This is a genomic window from Nocardioides lentus, from assembly GCF_039529515.1.
Classification (GTDB): Bacteria; Actinomycetota; Actinomycetes; order Propionibacteriales; family Nocardioidaceae; genus Nocardioides; species Nocardioides lentus.
The window spans coordinates 523,934-548,852 of the sequence record NZ_BAAAMY010000001.1; the positions used below are offsets into that span (position 1 = coordinate 523,934).

Below are 24,919 nucleotides of genomic sequence, written 5' to 3' on the forward strand. Positions count from 1 at the left end.
ACGATCCTGCGCATGCAGACGACCCGCACCACCGCCCTCCTGGGCACCCTCGTCGGCGCCGTCGGGCTGACCGCGCTCTCCGCGTGCGCCCCCGTCGACGAGACCTCCGAGTCCGGCTCCGACGGCTCGTCGGACGCCCAGGCCACCTGCGAGCCGGGCGCGCTGCCCACGCTCACCGACGGCACCCTGACGATCGCGACCGACACCCCGGCGTACCCGCCGTACTTCGAGGACGACGACCCGACCAACGGGCGCGGCTTCGAGTCCGCCGTCGCGTACGCCGTGGCCGAGCAGCTCGGCTACGGCGAGGAGGACGTCACCTGGGTCGAGGTGCCCTTCGACAACTCCTACGCGCCCGGTCCGAAGCGCTTCGACTTCGACATCAACCAGATCTCGATCACTCCCGAGCGCGAGCGGGCCGTCGACTTCTCCGAGGGCTACTACACCGCCACCCAGGCGGTCGTCGTGCTCGAGGACGGGGCCCCCGAGATCGGCTCGCTGGAGGACCTGACGGACCTCGAGCTCGGTGCGCAGTCGGGGACGACGAGCCTCACCGCGGTGCGCGAGGAGATCCAGCCCGACACCGACCCGCTCGTCTTCCGCAACACCAACGCCGCCACGCAGGCGCTGCAGAACGGCCAGGTCGAGGCGATCGTGGCCGACCTCCCCACGGCGCTGTTCATCACCGCCGCGCAGCTCGACGGCGGCACGGTCGCCGGTCAGTTCGCCTACTCCGGCGAGGACACCGAGGAGTTCGGCCTGCTGCTGGAGAAGGACAGCCCGCTCACCGGCTGCGTCGACGAGGCCGTGAGCACGCTGCGCGAGGACGGCACGCTGGAGGACCTCGAGCAGGAGTGGCTCTCGGAGTCGGTCGACGTGCCCGTCCTGCAGTGAGCACCCCCACCACGAGCGGCGCCGCCGGCGGCACCGCGGAGGCGTCCCGGGCCGCCTGGACGCCGTCGGAGCACGAGGTCGAGCGTCGCGCCGTGCGCCGACGGCTGCGGCGCCGCGGCACGCTGGTCGCCGGGGTGGCCACGGTCGTCGGCCTCGGCCTCCTGGTGGCGCTCGTCGTGCTCTCGCCGGGCTGGCAGCGGGTGCAGGAGACCTTCCTGTCGCCGTACCACGCCCGCGAGGCGCTGCCCTCGATCGCGCAGGGCTTCCTGCTCAACGTGGGCATGTTCCTCGTCGCCGAGCCGCTGATCCTGCTGCTCGGCACCCTGGTCGCCGTGGCGCGGGGCACCACGTCGCCCTGGCTGACCCCGGTGCGGCTCCTCGCGGTCGCCTACGTCGACCTGTTCCGCGGGCTGCCCACGCTGCTGGTCGTCTTCCTGTTCGCGTTCGGGATCCCCGCCCTGCAGCTGCAGGGGGTGACCACGAGCCTGTTCTGGCTGGCCACCGCCGCGCTGGTGCTCTGCTACGGCGCCTACGTCGCCGAGGTGATCCGCGCCGGCATCGACTCCGTGCACCCCTCCCAGGTCGCGAGCGCCCGGTCGCTGGCGCTGAGCCAGTCCCAGGTGATGCGGCACGTCGTCCTGCCGCAGGCGGGCCGGCGCGTCGTGCCGCCGCTGATGAACGACTTCGTCTCCCTGCAGAAGGACACCGCCCTGGTCGCCTCGGTGGGGGTCTTCGAGGCGCTCTTCGCCGCCCAGGACTACGGCAACTACAACTTCAACTACACACCGCTGCTCGTCGCCGGCCTCTTCTTCGTGGCCCTGACGATCCCGCTGGCCCGGCTGACCGACTGGCTCGGTCGGCGGGTGGCCGAGCGCGAGCGGGGTGGCCGGTGAGCACCCCGCTGCTGGAGGTCCGCGACCTCCGCAAGACCTACGGCGAGCGTGTCGTCCTCGACGGCCTCGACCTCTCCGTCGGCGCCCACGAGGTGGTCTGCCTGATCGGGGCCTCGGGCTCCGGCAAGTCCACCCTGCTGCGCTGCGTCAACCTGCTGGAGTCCGTCGACGACGGGCAGGTGCTGCTCGACGGCGCCGAGATCACCGACCCCCGCGCCGACCCCCGCGACGTGCGGCGCGAGATCGGGGTCGTCTTCCAGGCCTACAACCTGTTCCCCCACCTCACCGCGCTCGACAACTGCACGCTCGCCCCGGTGCGCGTGCACGGCGTCCCGCGGGCGGAGGCGGTGGAGCGGGCCCGCGGGCTGCTCGACCGGTTCGGGCTGTCGGCCCAGGCCGACGTGCACCCCGACCGGCTCTCGGGCGGCCAGCAGCAGCGGGTCGCGCTGGTCCGGGCGCTGTGCACCCAGCCGCGCCTGCTCCTGCTCGACGAGATCACGGCGGCGCTCGACCCCGAGCTGGTCGGCGACGTGCTCGACCTGGTGCGCGCCGAGGCCGAGGCGGGCATGACGATGCTGATCGCGACCCACGAGATGGCCTTCGCCCGCGAGGTGGCCACCCGGGTCGCCTACCTCCACCGGGGCCGGGTGCTGGAGCAGGGCCCGCCGGCGCAGGTGCTCTCGGACCCCCGCGAGGAGGCGACACGTCGCTTCCTGCGTCGCGTCCTGCCCGAGCGGCCGCCGAGCGCACCGGAGTGAGGCGCTAGCGTCACACCCGTGAGCCGTCCCTACCGCTCGCCCGTCCGCGAGCAGCGTGCTGCGGAGACGCGTGAGCTCGTCGTCGAGACGGCGGCCCGCTGCTTCGAGGAGCTGGGCTGGTCGGGCACGACCATCGCCGCCGTGGCGCGGCGCGCCGGGGTGTCGGCGAAGACGGTGCACGGCGTCGGCACCAAGGCCTTCCTGCTGGTCGAGGCGTTCCGCACCCGCTACGTCGGACGCGGTGGCTGGACCTCGATCCAGGAGGACGCCGAGGCCCAGGCGATCTACGCACTGACCGACCCCGTCGAGGCCGTGGCGGCCGTGACCGAGTGGATCGGGCGGGCCCACCGCAGCTCCGCGCGGCTGTGGTTCGTGCTGCGCACCACGGCCCTCGTCGACCCGCTGGTGAAGGTCGAGTACGACGACCTGGTGCGCTACAAGCGGGACTCCTACGGGATCACCGCCCGCTGGCTGATCAGCACCGGCGTGGTGCCGCGCGACGCCGTGCCCGAGGAGCTGACGGACCGCTTCACCGCGCTCGTCAACCTGACGATGTCGGCCGAGACCTACGTCCAGCTCGTCGTCGACTACGGCTTCACCCACGAGGAGTACCTCGCCTGGACGCGGGCCGCGATCCCGGCGATCCGCACCTGCTGAGCGGCGCGGGGGGGTGCGCCGGTCCTGGGACGCGCGTGCACCGGGTCCGCGGATTGGTTACGGTGGTTGCGCAGTCAATGACTGTGCGTCACCAGGCCGGGGGAGCGGAGCGTCGGCGGGCGGGTGGGGGATCCGCCGCCGCTCCGTCCCCGGCTGGCAGGATCCGGCCATGGGCGAGTCACCGCTGGGCGCGAGGTCGGGGCCGCTGCGCGGCGTGAAGGTCGTCGAGATCGCCGGGATCGGACCGGGCCCGCACGCGTGCACGATCCTGGCCGACCTCGGCGCGGACGTGGTCCGTCTCGAGCGCCCCGGCGGCGGTGCGGTCGGCGGCGGGGCGACGGACCTGCTCACCCGGGGCCGACCCAGCGTCGCGCTCGACCTCAAGCACCCCGAGGCCGCCGGGCTCGTGCTCGACCTCGTCGCGTCGGCCGACGTGCTCGTCGAGGGCATGCGGCCCGGCACCACCGAGCGCCTCGGGATCGGCCCCGAGCAGTGCTGGGAGCGCAACCCGGCGCTGGTCTACGGCCGGATGACGGGCTGGGGCCAGGACGGTCCGCTGGCCTCGACCGCCGGGCACGACATGAACTACGTCGCCCTCACCGGCGCGCTCCACGGCCTCGGCCAGGACCCCGGGCGCCCGCACTTCCCGATGAACCTGCTCGGCGACTTCGGGGGCGGGTCGACGTACCTGGTCATCGGGGTGCTCGCAGCGCTGCTGGAGGCGCGGACCTCGGGGCGCGGGCAGGTCGTCGACGCGGCGATCACCGACGGCACCGCCCACCTCAACGCGATGACGATGGGCTTCCTCGCCGGCGGTGGGCACGTCGAGCGCCGGGCGTCGAACTTCCTCGACGGGGGCCAGCCGTACTACGACCTGTACGCCACCGCGGACGGCCGCCACATGAGCGTCGGCCCCCTGGAGCCGCAGTTCTACGCGCTGTTCACCGAGCTGCTCGGCATCGCCGGGGACGCGCCGGACCGCTTCGACCCGGCCCGCGCGGACGAGCTGCGCACACTGGTCGCGGCGCGCTTCGCGGAGCGGACGATGGCCGAGTGGACCGCGGTGTTCGAGGGCACCGACGCCTGCGTCGCGCCGGTGCTGACGATGCGGGAGGCGGCCGCGCACCCCCACAACGTCGCCCGCGGCACCCTCGTCGAGCACGAGGGCCTCCTGCAGCCGGGGCCCGCTCCCCGCTTCTCCGCCACGCCCGGCGCGCTGACCACCGGGCCGACCACCCCGGGCTCCGACACCCGGGCGGCGCTGACCGCGTGGGGCGTGACGGACGTCGAGGGCCTGCTCGAGCGGGGGGTCGTCGCCCAGGCGTGAGCCGACGTACGTCGCGGTGAGCGGCGCCGTTCAGGCCCACGTCACCCGCGCCCGGTGGGCTGGGGGTCGTGCTGACACGACGCGGTGTCCTGGGCAGGACCCTCGGACTGGCGGGGATCACCGCGGCGGGCGCCGCCACGGCGGCGGGCGCGGGGGCCGCCGTCCTCGGGACGGCCCGCTCGGCCGGCGCCCGGGGCGAGCCGCTCGTCGGCCCGGTCGCCGACGACGCGCTGCACGTGATGACCTACAACCTCCGCGCGCCGCAGCCGGGGACCGCCCCGGGCGAGGCCGACCACTGGCCGGACCGCGCCCCCCTCGCCGGGCGCCTGCTCGCCGCCGAGCACCCGCACCTCGTGGGTCTGCAGGAGGTCTGCGAGCCACACCTCGACGTCGTCGCCGACGCGCTGCCCGGCCACCGGCTGCTGGGCCTCGACTTCGGCCCCGACACCCTGGCCGGACGCCCCGTCCTCGCCTACGACACCGACCGGTTCGACCTGCTCGACGTCGAGCAGCACGCGCTCTCCGAGACCCCCGAGGAGCCGACGACCCACGGCTGGGGGGCCATGTTCCCCCGCAGTGTGCTGCTCGCGCGGCTGGCGGACCGCACGACCGGCCGCGAGCTGCTCGCCGTCGACACCCACTTCGACCACCGCTCGGAGTTCGCGCGGGTGCAGTCCGCGACCATGATCCGCGACGGGCTCGCCAAGGTCGACGTGCCGGTCGTGCTGCTGGGCGACCTCAACGTGCCGGTCGACGCCAGCCTGCCGGCGGCCGTCCTCGCCGGGGCCGGCCTGCGCGACGCCTGGGTCGCGGCGGCCCGGCGCCGCACGCCGGAGTGGGGGACCTTCCCGAGCTACGGCGAGCCGGAGGAGGGTGGGCGCCGCATCGACGGCGTCCTCGTCCCGGCGCGCGTCGCCGTGCTGGCCGCGGCCGTCAACGCGACGTCGTACGACGGGGCCTGGCCGAGCGACCACCTGCCGGTCCAGGCCGTGCTGCGGCTGGCCTGAGCCGTCGACGGCGGGTCGCGTCGAGGTCGGCGTCCGTTCAACCGGGTGTCACCGCGGCGGGATCGGCTGGGCGCATGCTGACACGACGGACGACTCTCGGGGCCCTGCTGTCGAGCGGGGCCGCCGTCGCGGGCGCGACCGCGGCGGGGACCAGCAGCGCGACCGCGGCGCCGGGCCGCCGTCCGGGCCGCGGTCCGGGGCGGCAGGGCAGGCCGCTGGTCGGCCCCGCCCGCGGCGCGGACATCCACGTGATGACCTTCAACATCCGCTTCGACCGCGGGACCGCCACCTCGCCCGGCCAGGCCGACCACTGGGGGGACCGCGCTCCGCTGGTCACCCGGCTGCTCGCGACCGAGCGCCCGACGCTGCTGGGGATCCAGGAGGCCACCTACGGCCAGCTCGACGAGGTGGAGCGCGGGGTGGGTCGCACCCACCGCATGCTGGGCTTCGGCCGCGAGGGCGGCAGCGGCGGCGAGTACTCCGCGATCCTCTACGACGCCGAGCGCTTCACCGCGCTGGAGTGGGACCAGTACTGGCTCTCCGACACCCCGGACGTGATCGGCTCCGCGACGTGGGGCAACACCGTCACGAGGATCGTCACCTGGGCGCGGCTCGCCGACCGCCGCACCGGGCACGAGCTGGTGCACCTCAACACGCACCTCGACCACCAGTCCGAGAACGCACGCGTCCGCTCCGCCGAGGTGCTGCGTGCCCAGGTGGCCGGGCTGGACGTCCCGGCCGTCGTGACGGGCGACTTCAACGCGCCCGCCGGGTCCTCCGCGCCGTACGACGTGCTGACCGGCAACGGCACCACCGCCGACACCTGGACCACCGCCCGCCGCCGCCTCACCCCCGCCTGGGGGACGTTCCCGAACTACGCGCCGGCCGTGGAGGGCGAGCGGCGCATCGACTGGGTGCTGGCCACCGACGGCGTGCGGGTCGAGCGCGCGGCGATCAACACCACGACGTACGACACCCGGGTCGGCGAGGACCGCTGGCCCAGCGACCACACGCCGGTGCAGGCCGTGGTCCGGCTGGTCTGAGGCCCGGCAGGTCCGAGGGTCGGTGCGGCCGGGGGCCGGCCCCTCAGCCCCGGGGGGACAGCGCTCGCACGGCACGGGCGGCGACGCCGTCGGCGTAGGCGTGGGTGAGGGGCCCGGAGCCCTGCTGCCAGCGGTGGAAGACCGGGGCCACCACGAGCTCGGTCGCGGCCAGGTCGTCGACGTCGGCGGCGACCTGGCCGGCGGCGCGGGCCGCGGCGAAGCGGACCTCGAAGGCCGCCAGCTGCGGGGCGAAGATCGACGCCAGCACCCGGCCGCGCAGGTCGGCGTCGAGCAGGGTCTCGACGGTGAGCGCCCGGAGCAGCGCGTCCCAGGCGGGGTCGGCGAGCTCGTCGACCACGCCGCGCAGCACGACCGCGAGGTCGGCGACGAGGTCGCCGGTGTCGGGCAGTCCGTAGGCCAGGTCGCGCTCGTTGGCCTCAGCGAGGGCCTCGACCAGGATCGCGCCCCGCGACGGCCACCAGCGGTAGATCGTGGCCTTGCTGACCCCTGCCCGGTCCGCGATGGCCCCGACCGTCACCCGCGCCCAGGGCACCTCCGCGGCGAGAGCGAGCGCGGCCTCCAGCGTCGCCGCGCGCGAGCGGCCCGAGCGGGGTCGCCCCGGACCGTGGGCGGCGGGCTGGCTGGTCGGCACCGCGTCAGGCTATCCTCATAAAACGAAACGACTCGTTTCGTATGTGGTCGCCCGCACCCACGGAGGTCCTCGCATGGCCCACCTCGCCATGGTCAGCATCCCGGCGCCCGGACACGTGAACCCGAGCCTCGAGGTGATCCGTCGGCTGGTCGCGCGGGGCCACCGGGTCACCTACGTCAACGACCCCGCGTTCCGCGACGTCGTCGAGAGCACCGGGGCCCGGCTCGCGCCGTACCGCTCGGTGCTGCCGCGCGCCAACCACGCCGGCGCCGACGGTGTGCCGGGGGACTCCTACGACGGCGACGCCGTCGACCACCTCGCGGCCTTCCAGGACGAGTACGAGGCGATGCTCCCCGCCGCCCGCGCGGCCCTGGAGCCGGACCGGCCCGACCTCGTGCTCTACGACATCGCCGGGGTGCCCGGACGGATCCTGGCCGACTCCTGGGGCGTCCCCGCGCTGCAGCTCTCCCCGACGTACGTCGCGTGGGAGGGCTACGACGAGGACCTGGGCGCCTTCTGGGACGGCGTCCGCGCCGACCCCCGCGGCGCGGCGTACCTCGCCCGCCAGCAGGCGATGCTCGCCGCGCACGGCATCACCACCGACGCGCTGACCTACCTCGGGCGCCCGCCGCGCTGCGTCGTGCTCGTGCCCGAGGCGATGCAGCCCCATGCCGACCGGGTGGACCGCGCCGTCCACACCTTCGTCGGCCCTGCGCTGCGGCGGCCGGACCCGGGGGCGTGGAGCCCGCCGGAGGGCCGCCGGGTCCTGCTGGTCTCGCTCGGGACGGCGTTCACCGCGCATCCGGACTTCTACCGCCGCTGCCTCGAGGCGTACGGCGGGCGCCCCGGTTGGCACCTCGTGCTCCAGGTCGGTCGTCACGTCGACCCGGCGGAGGTCACCGGGGGACGGCCGGTGCCCGACGGCGTGGAGATCGCCGCCTGGGTGCCGCAGCTGGAGGTCCTCGAGCACGCCTCCGCGTTCGTCACCCACGCCGGGATGGGCGGGTCGGTCGAGGGCCTCGCGACGGGCACGCCGATGATCGCGGTGCCGCAGGACGTCGACCAGTTCGACAACGCCGACGCCCTCGTGGCCGCCGGCGTCGCCGTGCGCCTCGACGCGGCCACCGCCTCGGTGGGCGAGCTGCGCGACGCGCTCGAGCAGGTCACCGCCGACCCCGTCGTGGCGCGCAGCCGGGAGGTCGCGACCGGGCTCGCCCGCGCCGGCGGGGCGGACGCCGCGGTCGCGGTGGTCGAGTCGATGCTCAGCCCGGGGCCCACGTCCCCAGCCGCCCCGCGATCCTGACGAGCGCCGCCAGGTCGTCGTCGTCGAGCCGGTCGACGACGACCTCGCGCACGGCGCGGGCGTGGACGGGCGCCGCGGCCCGCACCACCGCCAGGCCCGCGTCGGTGAGGGTGGCCAGCGTGGCGCGGCCGTCGTCGGGGTCGGCCCTCCGGGTCAGCCAGCCGCGGTCCTCGAAGCGCTTCGCGGCGTTGGACAGCCGTGACGGCGCGCCGCCGGAGAGGTAGGCGAGCTCGCCCATGCGCAGCGTCAGCCCCGGCGCCTCGGAGATCCCGCTGAGCACGAGGTACTCGAACAGCGACAGCCCGCTCGCCCGCTGGGCCGCCTCGACGCGGGTCGGCACGAGCATCACCAGGGAGCCGAGGGCCGACCAGCCGTCCTTCTGCGGCTCGCTCAGCCAGGGATCGTCGGTCATGGGACGCACATTACTTCACGGATGAAGGAATCCGGGGTACAGTTCATTTCATGAGTGAAGTGACTACGTTCGACGTCCCCGGTCTCCCCGAGACCGGGCTCTACCACCAGGTGTCGGTCGCGACCGGCTCGCGGCTCGTCTCCCTCGCCGGGCAGGTCGCCCAGGAGGCCGACGGCACCCCCGTCGGCCCCGGCGACCTCGCCGCGCAGGTCGAGCAGTGCTACGCCAACGTCGCCACGGCCCTGGCCGGCGCCGGCGGCACGATCGACGACGTCGTCGACCTCACGGCGTACGTCGTGGACTGGTCGGCCGACAAGGTGCCGGCACTGGTCGAGGGCATGACCCGCGGCGCGGCACGGGTCGGCACGACGCACACGCCGCCGGCCACCCTGATCGGCGTGGCGAGCCTGTTCGGCCCCGACCAGCTGGTGGAGCTCAAGGTCACCGCCGTGCTCGCCTGAGCGCGCGGGCCCGGGGCGTGCGATTCACGGCTGCGCGCGCCGGGCCCGTAGGCTGGGGTCACGGCCCGCTCCCGGGCTCCGGACACCACGAGGCACCTTGCCGGTCCGTCGAGCCCTGGTCCCCGACGCGGGCACCCACCCCCGACGGAAGCGATTTCCCGTGTCTGACTTCACCCTGCTCGGCGTGCCCGAGTCCCTCTCCGCCGTGCTCGCCGAGCGCGGCATCACCAGCCCCACCCCGATCCAGGCGGCGACGCTGCCGGACTCGCTGGCCGGGCGCGACGTGCTCGGCCGCGGCCGGACCGGCTCGGGCAAGACCTACGCCTTCCTGCTGCCGCTCGTCGCGCGCCTGGTCGCCGACGGTCGCCGCACCCGCCCCGGGCGTCCGCGTGCGCTCGTCCTCGCCCCGACGCGCGAGCTCGTCGGCCAGATCCAGGAGGCGCTGACGCCCCTGGCGGCCACCGCCGGCCTCACCACGCAGACCGTCTTCGGCGGCGTCGGCCAGGGCCCCCAGGTCACCGGCCTGCGCCAGGGCGCCGACATCGTCCTCGCCTGCCCCGGGCGGCTCGAGGACCTCATGAAGCAGGGCCACGTCTCGCTCGGCGACGTCGCGATCACCGTGCTCGACGAGGCCGACCACATGGCCGACCTCGGCTTCCTGCCCGGTGTGCGCCGCATCCTCACCGCCACGGCGAAGGACGGCCAGCGGCTGCTCTTCTCCGCCACGCTGGACAACGCCATCGACGTGCTCGTGCAGAAGTTCCTGCGCAAGCCCGTCACCCACGAGGCCGACTCGGTGCAGGCGCCGGTCAGCGCGATGAGCCACCACGTGCTCCACCTGTCGAACCGCGACCAGCGTGTCGACGTGCTCGCCGACCTCACCTCGGCACCCGGCCGCACGGTCGTCTTCACCCGCACCAAGCACGGCGCCAAGGGCCTGGCCAAGCAGCTCAACAAGCGCGGCGTGCCCGCGGTCGAGCTGCACGGCAACCTGTCCCAGGGCGCCCGCACCCGCAACCTCGACGCCTTCCACTCCGGCAAGGCCGAGACGCTGGTCGCGACCGACATCGCCGCCCGTGGCATCCACGTCGACGACGTCGCCCTGGTGATCCACGCCGACCCGCCGGTCGAGCACAAGGCCTACCTCCACCGCTCCGGTCGCACGGCGCGCGCCGGCGCCGCCGGCACCGTCGTGACGCTGATGCTCGACGAGCAGGTCCGCGACGTGCGCGCCCTGACCCGTGCGGCCGGCATCAAGCCGACCACCACCAAGATCTCCGGCACCGCCGACCCGGTGCTCGCCCAGCTCGCCCCCGGCGAGCGGACCGTCGTGCTCGGCGGCGTCGTGCTCGACCGTCCCGCCCAGCCGCCGGCCCGCAGCGGCGGCGGTGCGGGAGGCGGGCGCAACCGGCGTCGCGGCTCGGGCTCCGGGGGCTCGGGCGGCTCGGGCTCGGGCTCGGGTGGCGGCGGTCGTCGCGGCGGCTCCGGCCAGGGCGGCTCGTCCTCGGGCGGGCAGAAGCCGGCCGGGCAGGGCGGGCGCTCCCGCTCCGGCGGTGGCCGCGGTCGCTCCGGCGCGTCCACCGGCTCCGGCTCCGGCAGCCACAGCCCCGCGTCGTTCAGCTCCGGCCGCCGCTGAGCCGCCGCCGCTGAGCCCCCGTCGGCTCCTGCCGCCGGCCGCAGCGCCCCAACGGCCGCGCGGAGCGGCGTACGACGGGCCTCAGCGGGGCCCGGGCCGGACCAGGCCGTGGTCGAACGCGCAGACGACGGCGGCCGCGCGGTCACGCAGGCCGAGCTTGGCGAAGACGTGGCCGACGTGGGTCTTGACGGTCCCCTCGCCGAGCACGAGCCGGGCGGCGATCTCGGTGTTGGACAGCCCGGCGCCGACCAGCGCCAGCACCTCGCGCTCCCGGCCCGTCAGCACCTCCAGACGCGCGGCGGGCAGGGTCGCGGCGCCGTCGCGGTAGGTCGCGAGGACCCGTCCGGTCACCGCGGGATCGAGCCAGTGCTCGCCCGCGGCGACCGCGTGGACCGCCCGCTGGAGGTCCTCGGCCGGCACGCCCTTGAGCAGGAACCCGGCCGCGCCCGCCCGCAGCGCGCCGGCCAGCACCTCGTCGTCCTCGAACGTCGTCAGGACCAGCACGGGCACCCGCGAGCCCGAGGCCGCGAGCGCGGCGGTGGCGGCCACGCCGTCGACCTCGGGCATGCGCACGTCCATCACGACCACGTCCGGGGCCAGTGCCCCGACGGCCGTCACGACGTCCGCGCCCGAGCCGAGCTCGCCGACGATCTCGAAGCCGAGCCGCGGCCGCAGGATCCCCCGCAGCCCCGTCCGCACCAGCTCCTGGTCGTCGACCAGCAGCACCCGCGTCACGGCGGTCATGGTCCCACCCGGGGCCGCGACCCGGCCGGCTGCCGGGGCCAGGTGGCCTCGACGCGCCAGCCGGGTCCTCCCGGCCCGGCCGAGAGCCGGCCGCCGAGCGCCTCGGCGCGCTCGCGCATGCTGGCGAGGCCGGTTCCGGCGCCGACGTCACGCCCCGGTGCCGCCGAGTCCACCCGGAGCCGGACGCACCCACCCTCGTCGCCGCCGTCCCCGCCGATCTCGAGCTCGACGGTGGTGGGGGCGGTCGGGGCGTGACGGGCGACGTTGGTGAGCGACTCCTGCACGATCCGGTACGCCGCGAGGCCGGCGACACCGGGCAGGGAGCCGAGGTCGCCGGTGGTCCTCAGCGTGACCCCGACGCCGCTCCGGGCGACCGCGTCGACCAGCGCGGGCAGGTCCGCGGCCCCTGGCAGCGGCGTCCCGGGCGGGGACCCGTCGCGCAGCACCCCGACCGCGGCGCGGACCTCCTCCAGGCTGCGGCGCGAGAGCCGCTCGGCCTCGGCCAGGGCGGCGGCGGCGACCTCGGGCTCGTCCTCCACGGCGAGGCGCGCGGCGGTGATGTGCAGGAGCGAGACCGTCAGCGCGTGGCCCGTCACGTCGTGCATCTCGCGGGCGATGCGGGCGCGCTCCTCGGACGCCGCCCGGGCCGCGAGACCCGCCTGCGCCGCCTCGAGCTCGGCGACGAGGCGGCGCTGCCGGTCGATCGACCAGCAGGCGAAGACCGTCAGGGCCAGCCCACCGACCCAGGCCGCCCAGCCGGGCTCCGGGACCGCCGCCGCGTTGCCGGCGAAGACCGCCAGCCACGCGACCGCCAGCGCGAGCCCGTGGCGGAGCCCCGCCCCGAACGACGCGACCACCACCAGCACGCAGCTCGCCAGCCAGCCGACGGTGCCGGAACCGCCCGAGCACAGCAGGGCGACGGCGGCGCTGACGACGACCACGCCGACCAGGAGCGTCCGGGCCCCCGCGTGGCGCAGGGCCGCGGTGAGGCCGAGGGCGACCACGGTCGCGGCGACCACGACGGCCGGGGGCCGGCCGCTGGAGGCCGCCCCGACGAGGACCAGTGCCGCGAGGACCACGGTGACCGCCCACCACTCGCCCCGGCTCAGCGCGGAGGCGGGGGCGGCACCCGGGCCGGTGCCCGGGCCGACGCCGGGGGCGAGACTCACAGCGCCGTGCGGCGGGCCGAGAGGGCGAGCGCGACCACGGCCGCGCCGCACACGACGAGCAGCTCGGTCGTGCCGTCGCCGAGGCCCAGCCAGGGCTGGCGCACCGACTCGGTGACCAGACCCAGCGGCGTCCACTCCGCGACGGCGGCGAGCGTGTCGCTCATGACGGCCGTCGGCGGGCCGCCCCCGCCGAGCAGGAACGACGGGACGAAGAGCATCAGCCCCACGGCCTGCGCCGCGCGGGCCGAGGGCAGCACGGAGCCGAGCAGCGTGCCGAGCGCCAGGAACAGCACGGCACCGGCCACCACCCCGGCCACCGCGCGGGGGACGTCCTCGACCGCGGGCACGCCGTACACGGGCCAGGCGACGAGCAGCAGCGCGACGACGCCGAGGGCGACGGTCACGAGGCCGACCAGCATCTGCGCCGACGCGAACGACCAGCGCGGGAACCCGGCCGCGGCGAAGCGGCGGAGCACGCCGCGCTCCCGGTAGGAGGCGATGTGCACCGGGACCATCACGAGGCCGGTGGAGGCGAGGACGGTGGCGATGTAGGAGGCGACGTACCAGTGGCTCGGGTTGACCGGGAACACCGCGTCGGGCTCGGTGCCGAACGAGCCGCCGATGATCAGCATCGAGACCACCGGGAAGACGAACACGAACGTCAGGGTCAGCGGGTCGCGCAGCAGCAGCCGCAGCTCGGTGACCAGCAGGCGCTGGGAGGCCGGCGCGACCCGTCGGGTGCGGCCGGCGGTGCGGCTTGCGGTGGGGGAGGGCGTGCCGGTGGTCACGAGGTGGCTCCGATCAGGGAGGAGGTGGCCGGGTCGCCCACAGCGCTCGTGGCGCCCGCGGGGCCCGGGTCGTGCTCGGGGGCGTCGAGGAGGGTGAGGAGGGCGGACTCGAGGTCCGGGACGTCGACGCGCAGGTCGGCGGGCACGGCGTCGGGGCCGCGGGCGACGAGCCAGGCGCCGACGTGGGCGATGCTGCGCCGGTCACCCTCGACGGTGACGAGGTCGCCCTGCGCGGTGGCGGTCCGCACGCCGGGCAGCGCGCGGACCGCGGCGAGGGCGTCGGCGGCGCCGGGCAGCGTGAACGCCGTGGTCGCGCGGGCGGCGTGGCGGGCGACGAGCTCGGCGGGGCTGCCGGCGTCGAGGACCCGCCCGGAGCGCATGGCGACGACGTGGTCGCACAGCGCCTCGGCCTCCGCGAGCTCGTGGGTGACGAGCAGGACCGTGGTGCCCTCGTCGCGCAGCTGGGCGACCGCCGACCACACCTCGCGGCGGGCGGCCGGGTCGAGGCCCTGGGTGAGCTCGTCGAGGATCACCAGCCGCGGGCGGTTGAGCAGCGCGAGCACCAGGAACAGGCGCTGCTGCTCGCCGCCGCTGAGGCCCGCGAACGGCGAGCGCCGCCGCTCGGCGAGCCCGAACTGCGCGAGCAGGTCGTCCCCGCGTCGGGCCGAGCCCGTCGCGGGGTCGCGGGAGCCGGCCTCGGCGAACAGGGCGACGGCCTCGCGGACGCGGAGCCGGTCGGGCAGGGCGGAGGACTGCAGCTGGCTGCCGACCAGGCGCCGCAGTCGGGCGGCGTCGCGCCGAGGGTCGAGGCCCAGCACCCGCATCTCCCCGGCGTCGGGACGTCGCAGCCCCTGGAGGCACTCGACGGTCGTGGTCTTGCCGGCCCCGTTGGCGCCGATCAGGCCGACGACCTGCCCGGCGGGGACGTCGAGGTCCAGGCCGTCGACGACCGCGCGGCCGCCGTACGACTTGCGCAGGCCCCGCACGGTGACGGCGAGGTCGGTGGTGGAGGTCATGGGGACGACTCTGCTCCTGCCACCCCCACCGGCGCATCGGCCCACAGGCAGAACCCGACCTCCCCCCGCAGGCAGAGCCGAGTCGTCGCGAGCTCCCGCCGTCTGCCCGCCGAGTCGGCGCGAGCTCCCGCCGTCTGCCCGCCGAGTCGGCACGAGCTCCCGCCGTCCGCCCGCCGAGTCGTCGCGAGCTCCCGCCGTCTGCCCGCCGAGTCGGCGCTAGCTCCCGCCGGACGATGATTCCGGGTCGGACCGCCGGTCGACCCGAGCACACCCGCCCGGACGCCTCCGGGCCCACGACAGGAGAAGCCCGTGCGATCCCTCATCGAGTCCACGTTCGTCACCCTCGACGGAGTCGTCTCCGACCCCCACGTCTGGGGCTCGCCCTACTGGGACGACGAGCACGCGGCGTACGGCGCCCGGCTGGACGACCGCGCCGACGCCCTCCTGCTCGGACGCGAGACCTTCGAGGGCTTCGCCGAGGTGTGGCCGTCGATGGCTGGCGACCCGGGCGCCGACGCGATGAACGCCCGCCCCAAGCACGTCGCCTCCCGCACCGGCGGCGACTTCTCCGGGTGGAACGGGGCGTGGCTGGGCGAGGACACCGCCGCGGGCGTCCGCGCCCTGAAGGCGGCCGAGGGCGGGGACCTGCTGAAGTTCGGCACCGGCGAGCTGGACGCCACGCTGATCGGCGAGGGCCTGCTCGACGAGCTGCACCTGTGGCTGTTCCCCTGCGTCGCGGGCGCCGGCGACCGACTGCTCGACGGTGTGCTGCCCGGCACGGACGGCGCCACCCACCTCACCGTGAGCGACCGCGTCCCGTTCGCGTCCGGGATCACCGTGCTGGTGCTGACCCCCCGGGCCTGAGCGGCGTCCGGGTCGCGTCACCCCGGAGGGCTCACCACTCGCCGTCGTGGTCGACGATCGGTCGCAGCTCGACCGTGCCGTGGAGCGGCACCGACGCGGCCACGGTGCGCGCAGCCGCCTCGTCGGGGACCTCGACGACGTAGTAGCCGGTGAGGACCGAGGGGCCGGAGGCCGCCACCTCGGGTCCGTCCCCGGTCGCCAGGTCGGGCCGCACGAAGCGGTCCGACGGCGGGGGCTCGAGGTCGCCGCCGTCGACGTACGAGCCCGCGGCCTCGAGCTGGGCCTGGAAGTCGGCCCACGCCCGGTGGTCGGCCTCGGTCCCGAAGCCCTCGGGGTGCCGAGAGCCCTCGGGGAGGGCGTCGGTCCAGAAGAGCAGGAGGTACTTCATCGCCCCACGGTGCCATGCGCCGAGCGATGAGGACAGGGTCGGCCGGGCGGGAGCTCGCGCCGACTCGGCGGGGGTGGGGCGGGAGCTCGCGCCGACTCGGCGGGGGTGGGGCGGGAGCTCGCGCCGGGTCGGCGGGGGTGGGGCGGGAGCTCGCGCCGGGTCGGCGGGGGTGGGGCGGGAGCTGGTGACGACTCGGCGTCAGTGGTCGCGCAGGGCCGCGACGAGGTCGTCCTTGTTCATGGTGGATCGGCCGTCGATGTCGAGCTCGGCGGCCCGCTCGCGCAGCTCGTCCACCGTCCACTCCTCGTACGACGGGTGGGCGCCGCCGCGCTTCGACGGATCGGGCCCGTCCCCGGCGTCGGAGCGGGCCTTGGCGTTGGAGATGCGCGCGGACTTCTCCGGGCTGTTGCCCTGCTCGCGCAGCTCCTCGTAGAGGTCCGGGTCCTTCAGCGACGGGTCGTCCTCGTGCTTCTTGTCGGCCATGGAGGGGGAGTACCCACCGGCCCGGCGGGCGATGTTCTCGCGCCGGGTGGAGTCCATGCCCTCCTCGTAGGCGCGCACGAGTCCGGCCACCGACAGCGGCTTGAGCCGCTCCACGACCTGCTGCAGCAGCGCGGGCGGCGTGCCGGCGTCGCGGTAGGCCGGCCAGACCTGACGACGGAACACGTCGTACAGCTCGTCGGCGATGGCCCGCCCGTGGGCGGCGTAGACCCCGGCGACGGCGTGGGCGGCCTCGGGCGGGAAGCCGAGGTCGATGAGGTCGAGGCCCACGGGCAGCTGGGAGACGCCGACCCGGTGCCGTCCGTCGGGGGTCGGGGTCACGATCCCCAGGCCGGCCAGGGTGGCGAGGTCGTCCTCGCCGAGCTCGCGGCCGGCGCGCGCGGTGAGCTCGTCGGTGGACAGCAGCGTCAGGTCGGCCGAGGTCCAGGGCGCGAGCATCGCCCGCTGCAGCGCGAGCTCGTCGGGGGTGGCGTCGTCGGGCACGCCCGCGAGGTAGCGCTCGATCGCGGCCAGGGTGAAGCCGTGCTCCTGCAGCTCCGCGACCAGCCCGAGCCGGGCGACGTGCTCGGCGGAGTAGTAGCCCGACCGGCCCCGGCGGATCGGCGGGGGCACCAGCCCCCGGGTCGTGTAGAACCGGATCGTCCGCACGCTCATCCCCACGCGCGCGGTCAGCTCGGCCAGGGTCAGCAGCGGCGCCGCGTCGCCGGGCGGGCCCGCGGTGCCGGGGTCGTACGACGTGCTCACGGCCGTATCGTGACAGCACCGGTGTCAGCGTCGCCCGGTGCCGGGTCGCACCGCGAGGCGGGAGTGGCCCGCATCACCTTCCGATCGTGACACCATCGGTGTCATGATCGCTGCATGACGAGCACCACAGGCAGCGCCGGGGGAGCCCCCGAGGCGTACGTGTACGACCACCTCCGCACCCCGCGCGGCAAGGGCAAGGCCGCGGGAGCGCTGCACGAGGTCAAGCCGATCGACCTGGTCGTCGGCCTGCTCGACGAGACCCGGAAGCGCAACCCCGGCCTCGACCCCGCCCTCGTCGACGACGTCGTCCTCGGCGTGGTGACCCCGGTCGGCGACCAGGGCGCCGACATCGCCAAGACCGCGGCGCTCGCCGCGGGCTACCCCGACACCGTCGCCGGCGTGCAGCTCAACCGCTTCTGCGCCTCCGGCCTCGAGGCCGTCAACCAGGCCGCCCAGCGGGTGCGCTCCGGCTTCGAGGACCTGATCCTCGCCGGCGGCGTCGAGTCGATGAGCCGCGTGCCGATGGCCTCCGACGGCGGGGCGTGGGCGATGGACCCCGCGACCGCCCTCACCACCGGCTTCGTGCCGCAGGGCATCGGCGCCGACCTGATCGCCACCCTCGGCGGCTGGAGCCGCCACGACGTCGACACCTACGCCGCGGAGTCCCACGCCCGGGCCGCGAAGGCGTGGGCGGACGGCCGCTTCTCGGGCTCCGTCGTGCCGGTGACCGACCGCAACGGCCTCACCGTGCTCGACCACGACGAGCTCGTCCGCCCCGACACCAGCCCCGACTCCCTGGCCGGGCTGAAGCCGAGCTTCGCCACGGTCGGCGCCGAGGCCGGCTTCGACGACGTGGCGCTCGAGAAGTACCACTGGGTCGAGCGGATCGACCACGTCCACCACGCCGGCAACTCCTCGGGCATCGTCGACGGCGCGGCCCTGGTGCTGATGGGCTCCGAGCGCGCCGGCGAGCTGGCCGGGCTCACCCCGCGGGCCCGCGTGCTCGCGACCGCCGTGTCCGGCGCCGACCCGACGATCATGCTCACCGGCCCCGCCCCGGCGGCCCGCAAGGCGCTGGCCAAGGCCGGTCTCGAGACCTCCGACATCGACCTGTGGGAGATCAACGAGGCCTTCGCGGCGGTCGCGATGCGCTTCATGTCCGACATGGGCATCAGCCACGAGATCACCAACGTCAACGGCGGCGCCATCGCCATGGGCCACCCGCTGGGCGCGACCGGCGCGATGATCCTCGGCATCCTCGTCGACGAGCTGGAGCGCCGCGACCTGCGCCGCGGCCTCGCCACGCTCTGCGTCGGCGGCGGGATGGGGATCGCCACGGTGGTGGAGCGCGTCTGACCGACCAAGGAGGTCCGACGCCCCGCCACCACCGAGGCGATCCACGGTGGTCGAGCAGCGAGCGCGACCGAGGAACGAGGTCGCGACCGAGCGTGTCGGGACCCGGTGAGACGACAGGCAGCCCCGCGCCACCGCGACCATGGTCTCGCGGCCCGGCGCCAACCGAGGAGAACCCATGAGCACCATCGCCCAGGACGACACCGACCAGACCGCGGTGCGCTACGACCGCGACTCCGAGGGGATCGTCACGCTGACGCTGGACGACCCCGGCGCGAGCGCCAACACGATGAACGACCTGTACCGCCGGTCGATGACCGCGGTCGTCGAGCGGCTGCACGCCGAGGTCGAGCAGGTCGTCGGCGTGATCATCACGAGCGCCAAGAAGACCTTCTTCGCCGGCGGCAACCTCGGCCTCATGCAGCAGGCCCGCCCCGAGGACGCGGCCGAGCTGTTCGCGACCGTCGAGGAGGTCAAGGCCGCCCTGCGCCGCCTCGAGACCTTCCCGCGGCCCGTGGTCGCCGCGATCGGCGGCGCCGCGCTCGGCGGCGGCCTGGAGATCGCCCTCGCCGCCAACCACCGCATCGCCCTGGACGACCGCAAGGTCCAGCTCGGGCTCCCCGAGGCGACCCTCGGCCTGCTGCCCGGCGGCGGTGGCGTCACCCGCGTCACCCGGATGCTCGGGCTGCAGTCCGCGCTGATGGAGGTGCTGCTGCCCGGCACCCGCTTCTCGCCCTCCCAGGCCCGCGACAAGGGCCTCGTCGACGAGCTGGTCGCCTCCGCGGACGACCTCGTCCCCGCGGCGAAGGCGTGGGTCCTGGACCACCGCGACGACGCCGACGCGGCCGCCAACCCCTGGGACCGCGCCGGCTACCGGATGCCCGGCGGCACGCCCTCGACCCCCAAGCTCGCGCAGTTCCTCCCGGCGTTCCCGGCCCTGCTGCGCCAGCAGACCAAGGGCGCGGTCTACCGCGCGCAGCGCGCGATCCTCTCGGCCGCGGTGGAGGGCGCCCAGGTCGACCTCGACACCGCCTCGCGGATCGAGTCGCGCTACCTGACCTCCCTCATCACCGGCCAGCAGTCGAAGAACATGATCCAGGCGTTCTTCTTCGACCTGCAGGCCATCAACGCCGGCTCGCTGCGCCCCGACGGCTTCCCGCCGTTCCGGCCCACGAAGGTCGGCGTGCTCGGCGCCGGGATGATGGGCGCGGGCATCGCCCACGTCTGCGCGAAGGCCGGCATGACGGTGGTGCTCAAGGACGTCGAGCAGGCCGCCGCCGACCGCGGCAAGGCCTACTCCGAGACCCTCCTCGACAAGGCGATCGCGAAGGGTCGCTCGACGCCGGAGAAGAAGGCGGCGCTGCTCGACCTGATCACCCCGACCGCCGACCCCTCGGACCTCGCCGGCTGCGACCTCGTCATCGAGGCCGTCTTCGAGGACCCGTCCCTGAAGGCGAAGGTCTTCGCCGAGGTCGAGCCGCACCTCGCCGAGGGTGCGCTGCTGTGCTCCAACACCTCGACGCTGCCGATCACCGAGCTCGCCGACGGCGTGGCCCGCCCGGCCGACTTCATCGGGCTGCACTTCTTCAGCCCCGTCGACAAGATGCCCCTGGTCGAGATCATCCGGGGCCGCGAGACATCCGACGCGGCCCTCGCCGCGGCGTACGACGTGGTGCAGGCGATCCGCAAGACCCCGATCGTCGTCCACGACTCGCGCGGCTTCTACACCAGCCGCGTCATCGGCACGATGGTCAACGAGGGCCTCGCGATGCTCGCCGAGGGCGTGATGCCGATGTCGCTGGAGCGCGCCGCGACGCAGGCCGGCTACCCCGTGGGCCCCCTCCAGCTCTCCGACGAGCTCAACATGGACCTGATGAAGAAGATCCGCGCCGCCACCGCGGCGGCCGCGGAGCGCGACGGCACGCCGTACGCCGCCCACGCCGGCGACGCCGTCGTCGACCGCATGCTCGAGCTCGAGCGGCCCTCGCGACTCAAGGGCGCCGGCTTCTACGACTACGCCGACGGCCGCCGGGCGGGCCTGTGGCCGGGCCTGGCCGACGAGTTCGGCTCGCGCCTCGACGCCGTGCCGTTCGAGGACGTCAAGGAGCGGATGCTGTTCGCCGAGGCGATCGAGACCGCGAAGTGCTTCGAGGAGGGCGTCATCACCTCGGCCGCCGCCGCCAACATCGGCTCCATCATGGGCATCGGCTTCCCCGCCCACACGGGCGGCGCGGCCCAGTTCATGACCGGCTACGAGCGGCCCACCGCCGACGGCTCCGGCGAGCGCGGGCTCGCCGCGTTCGTGGCCCGGGCCGACGAGCTCGCCGACGCCTACGGCGACCGCTTCCGCCCCACCGCGCGCCTGCGCGAGATGGCGGCCGCGGGGGAGGACTTCCCCCGCTGAGCGCGCCGACGCCGGCGCCGACGCCGGCGCCGGCGTTCGGCGTACGGCGGGGCCCCGGCGCGGGCAGACTGCTCGGGTGCACGACGAGCAGCCGCCCGCGGCGGTCGAGGTCCGCGGCCTCCACGTCCGGTTCGGCCCCGTGGTCGCGGTCGACGGCGTCGACCTCGTCGCGCGGGCGGGCGCCGCGACGGCCCTGCTGGGGCGCAACGGCGCCGGCAAGTCCACGACCATGCGGGTCCTGGCGGGCGTGGTGCCGCCGACCGCGGGCGAGGTGCGGGTGGCCGGGCGCGACGCGGTCCGCGACCCGCTCGGGGTCAAGCGGGCGGTCGGCTACTGCCCCGACGTGGGCGGGCTGGTCCCGCGCGCCACGCCGTGGGAGCACCTCCAGCTCGCGGCCCGGCTGCGGCGGCTGCGGGACTGGGAGCCCGGCGCCCGCGACCTGCTGGAGCGCTTCGAGCTCGGCGACGTCGCCCACCGGGTGACCTCCGGCTTCTCCCACGGCATGAGCCGCCGGCTCTCGGTGCTGCTCGCGGCGTTCCACGCCCCCGACGTGCTCCTGCTCGACGAGCCGTTCGACGGCGTCGACCCGGTCGGCGTCGAGGCGACCATGGACGTCGTCGCCGACGCCCGCTCGCGCGGGGCCACGGTGCTGCTGTCGACCCACCTGCGCGAGCTGGCGGTGCAGGCCTGCGGCGAGGCCGTGGTGCTGCGCGGCGGCTCCCGGGTCGCGGTGCTCGACGCGGCCGCCATGACCGGCGAGGAGGGCGCCCGTGCCTACCGCAGCCTCCTCGACTGAGCCGCGGCCCGGCCCGCGCCCGGCCCGGCCGCGGCACGGGCCCGGCCGGGGACGGCGGCTGGGTGACCGGCTGGGTGACCGGCTGGGTGACCGGCTGGGTGACCGGCTCGACCGGCTCCCCGGGGGTCGCCATGTCGTGGACCTCGGCCACCTGCTGCGGCTGCGCGGCGGCGCGACCTCGGGGCGGGGTCGCCGCCTGCTCCCGGTGCTGCTGCTCGGCACGCTCGCCGTCGCCGTGGCCCCGGCCCTCGCGGGGCAGCTCGGCGGCCGCGACGACCAGCGCGCCCTCGAGGTGCTCGTGGTGCTGCCGACCGCGCACGCCGCGTTCCTGGCCCTCGCGCTGGTCTCCGCGGTGGCCTCGGGCGGCGGCCGCGAGCTGCTCCCGCGCGAGGCGGCCACGCCGTACCCCGTGAGCACCACCACCGACCACCTCGGCGCCCTCGTGATGGCGCCGCTCAACATCGCCTGGATCCTGCAGGCCTGGCTGCTGCTCGGCGCGACGGCCTACGCCGTGGGGCCGGAGTACCTGGTCGCCGCGCAGGCCGTCGTGGTGGCGTGGCTGCTGAGCGCGACCGCGCTCGCCCAGGTCGCCGCGTGGCTGCTGGAGGCGCTGCGCCGACGTCGGCACGGGGTGTGGGCGGTGCGCGGGCTGCTCGGCGCGGCGTGCGCGGTGCTGGGCGGCCTGCACCTCGCCGGACGCCTGACCGACGTCCTGGACCGGCTGCCGACCGACCAGCTCGTGCTCGCCGGGGTCGGTGGCGAGGCGGGCTTCTCGTGGCGCTGGGCGGCGACGCTCGCGGTGCTCGTGGCGCTCGGCGTCGGCTCCGTGGTCGCCGGCGCCGGCGCCGCGGCCCTCGCCGCCCGTCGCGCGCCGCGGGAGGAGGCCGAGGCCGAGACCGGTCGCCGCGCCGTACGACGGGACCCGCGCACCGACCTCGGGGCGCTGCTGCGCGTCGACCGGGCGTCGGTCTGGCGGGCGGTCCCGATGCGGAGGGGACTGGCGGTCCTCGCCGTCGTGCCCGGGCTGGTGGCCGTGCTCGGGGCGATGCCGTGGAGCAGCGCCGTGATCCTGCCCGGTCTCGTGGCGTCGGGCGGGGCGCTGCTGTTCGGGGTCAACGCCTGGTGCCTCGACGGCCGCGGCGCCCTGTGGCGCGAGTCGCTGCCGGTCGCGCCCGGGTGGGTCTTCGGCGCCCGCGCGACGGTGCTGGCCGAGGCGCTGCTCGCGGCGTCGGGCGTGACCCTGCTGCTCGCCACGCTCCGCGCCGGCGTCCCGACCGCCGCCGAGGCGGCGGCCGTGGGGAGCGCCTGGGTGGTCGTGGTCGCCCAGGCGGTGACCGCGTCGATGACGTGGTCGGCCCGCGCGCCGTACGCGGTGGACCTGCGCAGCGCCCGCGCCACCCCGGCGCCGCCACCGGTGATGGTCGTCTACTCGGCCAAGCTCGCGCTGACCACGACGCTGACGGGGGTGCTGTTCGCGGCGCTGACCCAGGTGCCGGACTGGCGGCTGCCGCTGCTGCTCGCGGCGCCGTTCGTGCTGTGGTCGGCCGTGCGGCTGGGACGGGCGCGCGACGCGTGGTGCGACCCGCACCGGCGCGCCCGCGTGGTCACGACCGTCGCCGCCTGAGGACCCGCCCTCGCCGGTGCGCGGACCCGCCCGGGCCGCTGGGGGAGGGGTCCGGGTCGGGGTCGGTGCCGTGACCTCAGCGCAGGGTCTCGCGGCAGCGCTGGACCTGGCGCTCGAGACGCCCGACCGCCGGCGCGTCGGCGTTGCCGAGGGTGCGCTGGGTGAGCGCGTCCTCCATGAGGTCGGTGTCGATCTCCTTGAGGCAGTCGGCGTAGTCGTCGCGCTGCCGGGCGGTGGCCCCGGGGAACTCGTCGCGGGTGGCCAGCGCCTGCGCGTCGAGGTCGAGGCACGACACCCGGGCCAGGGCGTAGTCGCGGGCGGTCTCCTGCGAGACCGGGCGTCGCCCCTCGGAGGTGGCGCGCACGTTGTCGGCGACCACGTCCTGCTCGCCCGTCACCAGCCCGTCCTCGCGCAGCCGGTCGACGCCGGTCTCGCCCACCCACCGCTCCGCGGTGCACTGCGCGAGGTCGCGGGCGGCCTCGTCGTCGTCGCCCTGCGACAGGGCCGTGGTCATGCCGTCCGCCACCTGCTGGGCCTGCTCGTCGAGCCCGCACGCCCCCAGCCAGAGCACCGGTACGACGGCCAGCGCAACGGCGGCACGGGTCCTGCGACGGGTGGTGCCCACGGGGTGTCCTCCTGGGGGTGCGGCGGCCCGGCTGCGCCCGACGAGGACGCGTGTGCACCGTAGTGCAAAAAGCCCGTTCGACCCCCGGGAGTCCCGCGACGGCGGGAGGATACGGCCATGGGCGTCCTCTACTTCGTGAAGCACGCCCAGGCTTCCCTCGACGCTCCGTCGGGGGACCTCTCGCCGCTGGGGTGGCAGCAGGGTCGACGCCTGGGCGCGTCGATGTCGGCGAGCCGCGTCGACCCCGCCATCGTCGCCACCGGCACCCTCGACCGGCACCGCCAGACGGTCGCCGCGATGACGGACGACCAGCCGGTCGACGTCCTCGAGGACGAGGGCTGGAACGACCTCGACCACGCCTCCGTCCTCGCCCGCCACGAGCCGGTCTTCGGCGACGCCGAGCCGACCCGGGCGGAGTTCCAGGAGTGGACCGAGCAGGCGTGGCTGCGCTGGGCCTCCGGGGCCCACGACCACGAGTACGCCGAGACCTTCGGCGACTTCGCCCGGCGGGTGGCTCGCGCCAAGCTGGGCCTGGTCTCCCGTCTCGCGCCCGACGCCACCGCCGTCGTCGTCACCTGCGGGGGGCCGATCGCCTGGGTCAGCGCCGCGCTGTGGGCCGGGTGGGGGCCCGAGCAGGACGCGCGGCCGTGGGCGTCGGCCTGGAGCCGGATGAACTCCGTCGTGGTCAACACCTCGGTGACCAAGGTGGCCCTCGCGCCGCGCGGCCTGTCGCTGGTCTCGTTCAACGACCACTCCCACCTCGAGCGGGTCGAGCGCACCTTCCGCTGAGCACGGGACCCGTCGGGTCACACGGGGGTCACGCCGGGCGCGAGCTGCTAGCCAGACCTGTGCGTCGGATG

25 protein-coding genes are annotated in these 24,919 nt (G+C 75.7%); 16 read left to right on the forward strand and 9 right to left on the reverse strand.

What is annotated here, in order from left to right:
• Positions 1-12: 12 nt before the first annotated feature.
• The 7 genes from ABD158_RS02565 to ABD158_RS02595 all read left to right on the forward strand — a co-directional run bounded on the left by ABD158_RS02565 (position 13) and on the right by ABD158_RS02595 (position 6,579).
• The gene (locus ABD158_RS02565) at positions 13-894 is read left to right on the forward strand and encodes an ABC transporter substrate-binding protein (RefSeq protein WP_344003260.1); all 882 of its coding nucleotides are present in this window, start codon (positions 13-15) and stop codon (positions 892-894) included.
• Complete coding sequence (locus ABD158_RS02570; protein WP_344003263.1) at positions 891-1,787, forward strand: amino acid ABC transporter permease; 897 nt, start codon at positions 891-893, stop codon at positions 1,785-1,787. Before ABD158_RS02565 ends, ABD158_RS02570 begins: the two co-directional genes overlap by 4 nt.
• On the forward strand, positions 1,784-2,545 hold the full coding sequence (locus ABD158_RS02575) for an amino acid ABC transporter ATP-binding protein (protein ID WP_344003267.1): 762 nt from the start codon (positions 1,784-1,786) through the stop codon (positions 2,543-2,545). Before ABD158_RS02570 ends, ABD158_RS02575 begins: the two co-directional genes overlap by 4 nt.
• 18 nt (positions 2,546-2,563) lie before the next feature.
• Complete coding sequence (locus tag ABD158_RS02580) at positions 2,564-3,202, forward strand: TetR/AcrR family transcriptional regulator (RefSeq protein ID WP_344003270.1); 639 nt, start codon at positions 2,564-2,566, stop codon at positions 3,200-3,202.
• Positions 3,203-3,371: 169 nt separating this feature from the next.
• Complete coding sequence (locus ABD158_RS02585) at positions 3,372-4,529, forward strand: CaiB/BaiF CoA transferase family protein (RefSeq protein ID WP_344003273.1); 1,158 nt, start codon at positions 3,372-3,374, stop codon at positions 4,527-4,529.
• 68 nt (positions 4,530-4,597) lie between these two features.
• Positions 4,598-5,536: an endonuclease/exonuclease/phosphatase family protein gene (locus tag ABD158_RS02590; protein ID WP_344003275.1), complete on the forward strand. Its 939-nt coding sequence runs from the start codon at positions 4,598-4,600 to the stop codon at positions 5,534-5,536.
• A gap of 74 nt (positions 5,537-5,610) precedes the next feature.
• Positions 5,611-6,579, forward strand: a complete 969-nt coding sequence (locus ABD158_RS02595; RefSeq protein WP_344003277.1) for an endonuclease/exonuclease/phosphatase family protein — start codon at positions 5,611-5,613, stop codon at positions 6,577-6,579.
• A 43-nt stretch (positions 6,580-6,622) separates the two neighbouring features.
• Here the strand turns inward: ABD158_RS02595 and ABD158_RS02600 are convergent, their stop codons facing one another.
• Positions 6,623-7,231, reverse strand: coding sequence for a TetR/AcrR family transcriptional regulator (locus tag ABD158_RS02600; RefSeq protein ID WP_344003279.1), 609 nt, complete (start codon positions 7,229-7,231; stop codon positions 6,623-6,625).
• A gap of 73 nt (positions 7,232-7,304) precedes the next feature.
• Between ABD158_RS02600 and ABD158_RS02605 the strand changes: the two genes are divergently transcribed.
• Complete coding sequence (locus ABD158_RS02605; RefSeq protein ID WP_344003282.1) at positions 7,305-8,534, forward strand: macrolide family glycosyltransferase; 1,230 nt, start codon at positions 7,305-7,307, stop codon at positions 8,532-8,534.
• On the opposite strand, the gene ABD158_RS02610 is transcribed toward ABD158_RS02605, so the two are convergent.
• Positions 8,494-8,946, reverse strand: a complete 453-nt coding sequence (locus tag ABD158_RS02610) for a MarR family winged helix-turn-helix transcriptional regulator (RefSeq protein WP_344003285.1) — start codon at positions 8,944-8,946, stop codon at positions 8,494-8,496. The two genes, ABD158_RS02605 and ABD158_RS02610, sit on opposite strands and share 41 nt — an antisense overlap.
• 50 nt (positions 8,947-8,996) lie before the next feature.
• Between ABD158_RS02610 and ABD158_RS02615 the strand changes: the two genes are divergently transcribed.
• Both ABD158_RS02615 and ABD158_RS02620 read left to right on the forward strand, forming a co-directional pair.
• The gene (locus ABD158_RS02615) at positions 8,997-9,407 is read left to right on the forward strand and encodes a RidA family protein (RefSeq protein WP_344003288.1); all 411 of its coding nucleotides are present in this window, start codon (positions 8,997-8,999) and stop codon (positions 9,405-9,407) included.
• A 160-nt stretch (positions 9,408-9,567) separates the two neighbouring features.
• Complete coding sequence (locus tag ABD158_RS02620) at positions 9,568-11,043, forward strand: DEAD/DEAH box helicase (protein WP_344003291.1); 1,476 nt, start codon at positions 9,568-9,570, stop codon at positions 11,041-11,043.
• Positions 11,044-11,124: 81 nt separating this feature from the next.
• On the opposite strand, the gene ABD158_RS02625 is transcribed toward ABD158_RS02620, so the two are convergent.
• The 4 genes from ABD158_RS02625 to ABD158_RS02640 are packed head-to-tail and all read right to left on the reverse strand — an operon-like array spanning position 11,125 to position 14,760.
• Positions 11,125-11,787, reverse strand: a complete 663-nt coding sequence (locus ABD158_RS02625; RefSeq protein ID WP_344003294.1) for a response regulator transcription factor — start codon at positions 11,785-11,787, stop codon at positions 11,125-11,127.
• Positions 11,784-12,956 (reverse strand): sensor histidine kinase, encoded by a 1,173-nt coding sequence (locus ABD158_RS02630; RefSeq protein ID WP_344003297.1) that lies wholly within the window; start codon positions 12,954-12,956, stop codon positions 11,784-11,786. Before ABD158_RS02630 ends, ABD158_RS02625 begins: the two co-directional genes overlap by 4 nt.
• Positions 12,953-13,744 (reverse strand): ABC transporter permease, encoded by a 792-nt coding sequence (locus ABD158_RS02635; protein WP_344003300.1) that lies wholly within the window; start codon positions 13,742-13,744, stop codon positions 12,953-12,955. Before ABD158_RS02635 ends, ABD158_RS02630 begins: the two co-directional genes overlap by 4 nt.
• On the reverse strand, positions 13,741-14,760 hold the full coding sequence (locus ABD158_RS02640; RefSeq protein WP_344003303.1) for an ABC transporter ATP-binding protein: 1,020 nt from the start codon (positions 14,758-14,760) through the stop codon (positions 13,741-13,743). The genes ABD158_RS02635 and ABD158_RS02640 overlap by 4 nt, the downstream gene beginning before the upstream one ends.
• A 309-nt stretch (positions 14,761-15,069) precedes the next feature.
• On the opposite strand from ABD158_RS02640, the gene ABD158_RS02645 reads away from it, so the two are divergent.
• Positions 15,070-15,624, forward strand: a complete 555-nt coding sequence (locus ABD158_RS02645; RefSeq protein ID WP_344003306.1) for a dihydrofolate reductase family protein — start codon at positions 15,070-15,072, stop codon at positions 15,622-15,624.
• A gap of 31 nt (positions 15,625-15,655) precedes the next feature.
• Here the strand turns inward: ABD158_RS02645 and ABD158_RS02650 are convergent, their stop codons facing one another.
• A complete protein-coding gene (locus ABD158_RS02650) occupies positions 15,656-16,012 on the reverse strand; it encodes a YciI family protein (protein WP_344003309.1) in 357 nt (118 codons plus the stop codon).
• A 198-nt stretch (positions 16,013-16,210) separates the two neighbouring features.
• Complete coding sequence (locus ABD158_RS02655; RefSeq protein WP_344003312.1) at positions 16,211-17,257, reverse strand: DUF7218 family protein; 1,047 nt, start codon at positions 17,255-17,257, stop codon at positions 16,211-16,213.
• 114 nt (positions 17,258-17,371) lie between these two features.
• On the opposite strand from ABD158_RS02655, the gene ABD158_RS02660 reads away from it, so the two are divergent.
• The 4 genes from ABD158_RS02660 (at position 17,372) to ABD158_RS02675 (ending at position 23,434) form a co-directional block, all read left to right on the forward strand.
• Complete coding sequence (locus ABD158_RS02660) at positions 17,372-18,613, forward strand: acetyl-CoA C-acetyltransferase (protein ID WP_344003315.1); 1,242 nt, start codon at positions 17,372-17,374, stop codon at positions 18,611-18,613.
• A gap of 175 nt (positions 18,614-18,788) precedes the next feature.
• Positions 18,789-21,014 (forward strand): 3-hydroxyacyl-CoA dehydrogenase NAD-binding domain-containing protein, encoded by a 2,226-nt coding sequence (locus ABD158_RS02665; RefSeq protein WP_344003318.1) that lies wholly within the window; start codon positions 18,789-18,791, stop codon positions 21,012-21,014.
• 76 nt (positions 21,015-21,090) lie between these two features.
• Positions 21,091-21,810 carry an ABC transporter ATP-binding protein gene (locus ABD158_RS02670; protein WP_344003321.1) on the forward strand — a complete coding sequence of 240 codons (720 nt, stop codon included), beginning with the start codon at positions 21,091-21,093 and terminating at the stop codon, positions 21,808-21,810.
• A 136-nt stretch (positions 21,811-21,946) separates the two neighbouring features.
• Entirely contained in the window at positions 21,947-23,434 is a 1,488-nt protein-coding gene (locus tag ABD158_RS02675) for a hypothetical protein (protein ID WP_344003324.1), read from the forward strand.
• A 76-nt stretch (positions 23,435-23,510) separates the two neighbouring features.
• Here the strand turns inward: ABD158_RS02675 and ABD158_RS02680 are convergent, their stop codons facing one another.
• Positions 23,511-24,059: a hypothetical protein gene (locus tag ABD158_RS02680; protein WP_344003326.1), complete on the reverse strand. Its 549-nt coding sequence runs from the start codon at positions 24,057-24,059 to the stop codon at positions 23,511-23,513.
• A 117-nt stretch (positions 24,060-24,176) separates the two neighbouring features.
• On the opposite strand from ABD158_RS02680, the gene ABD158_RS02685 reads away from it, so the two are divergent.
• Positions 24,177-24,848 (forward strand): histidine phosphatase family protein, encoded by a 672-nt coding sequence (locus ABD158_RS02685; protein ID WP_344003328.1) that lies wholly within the window; start codon positions 24,177-24,179, stop codon positions 24,846-24,848.
• Positions 24,849-24,919 lie beyond the last annotated feature (71 nt).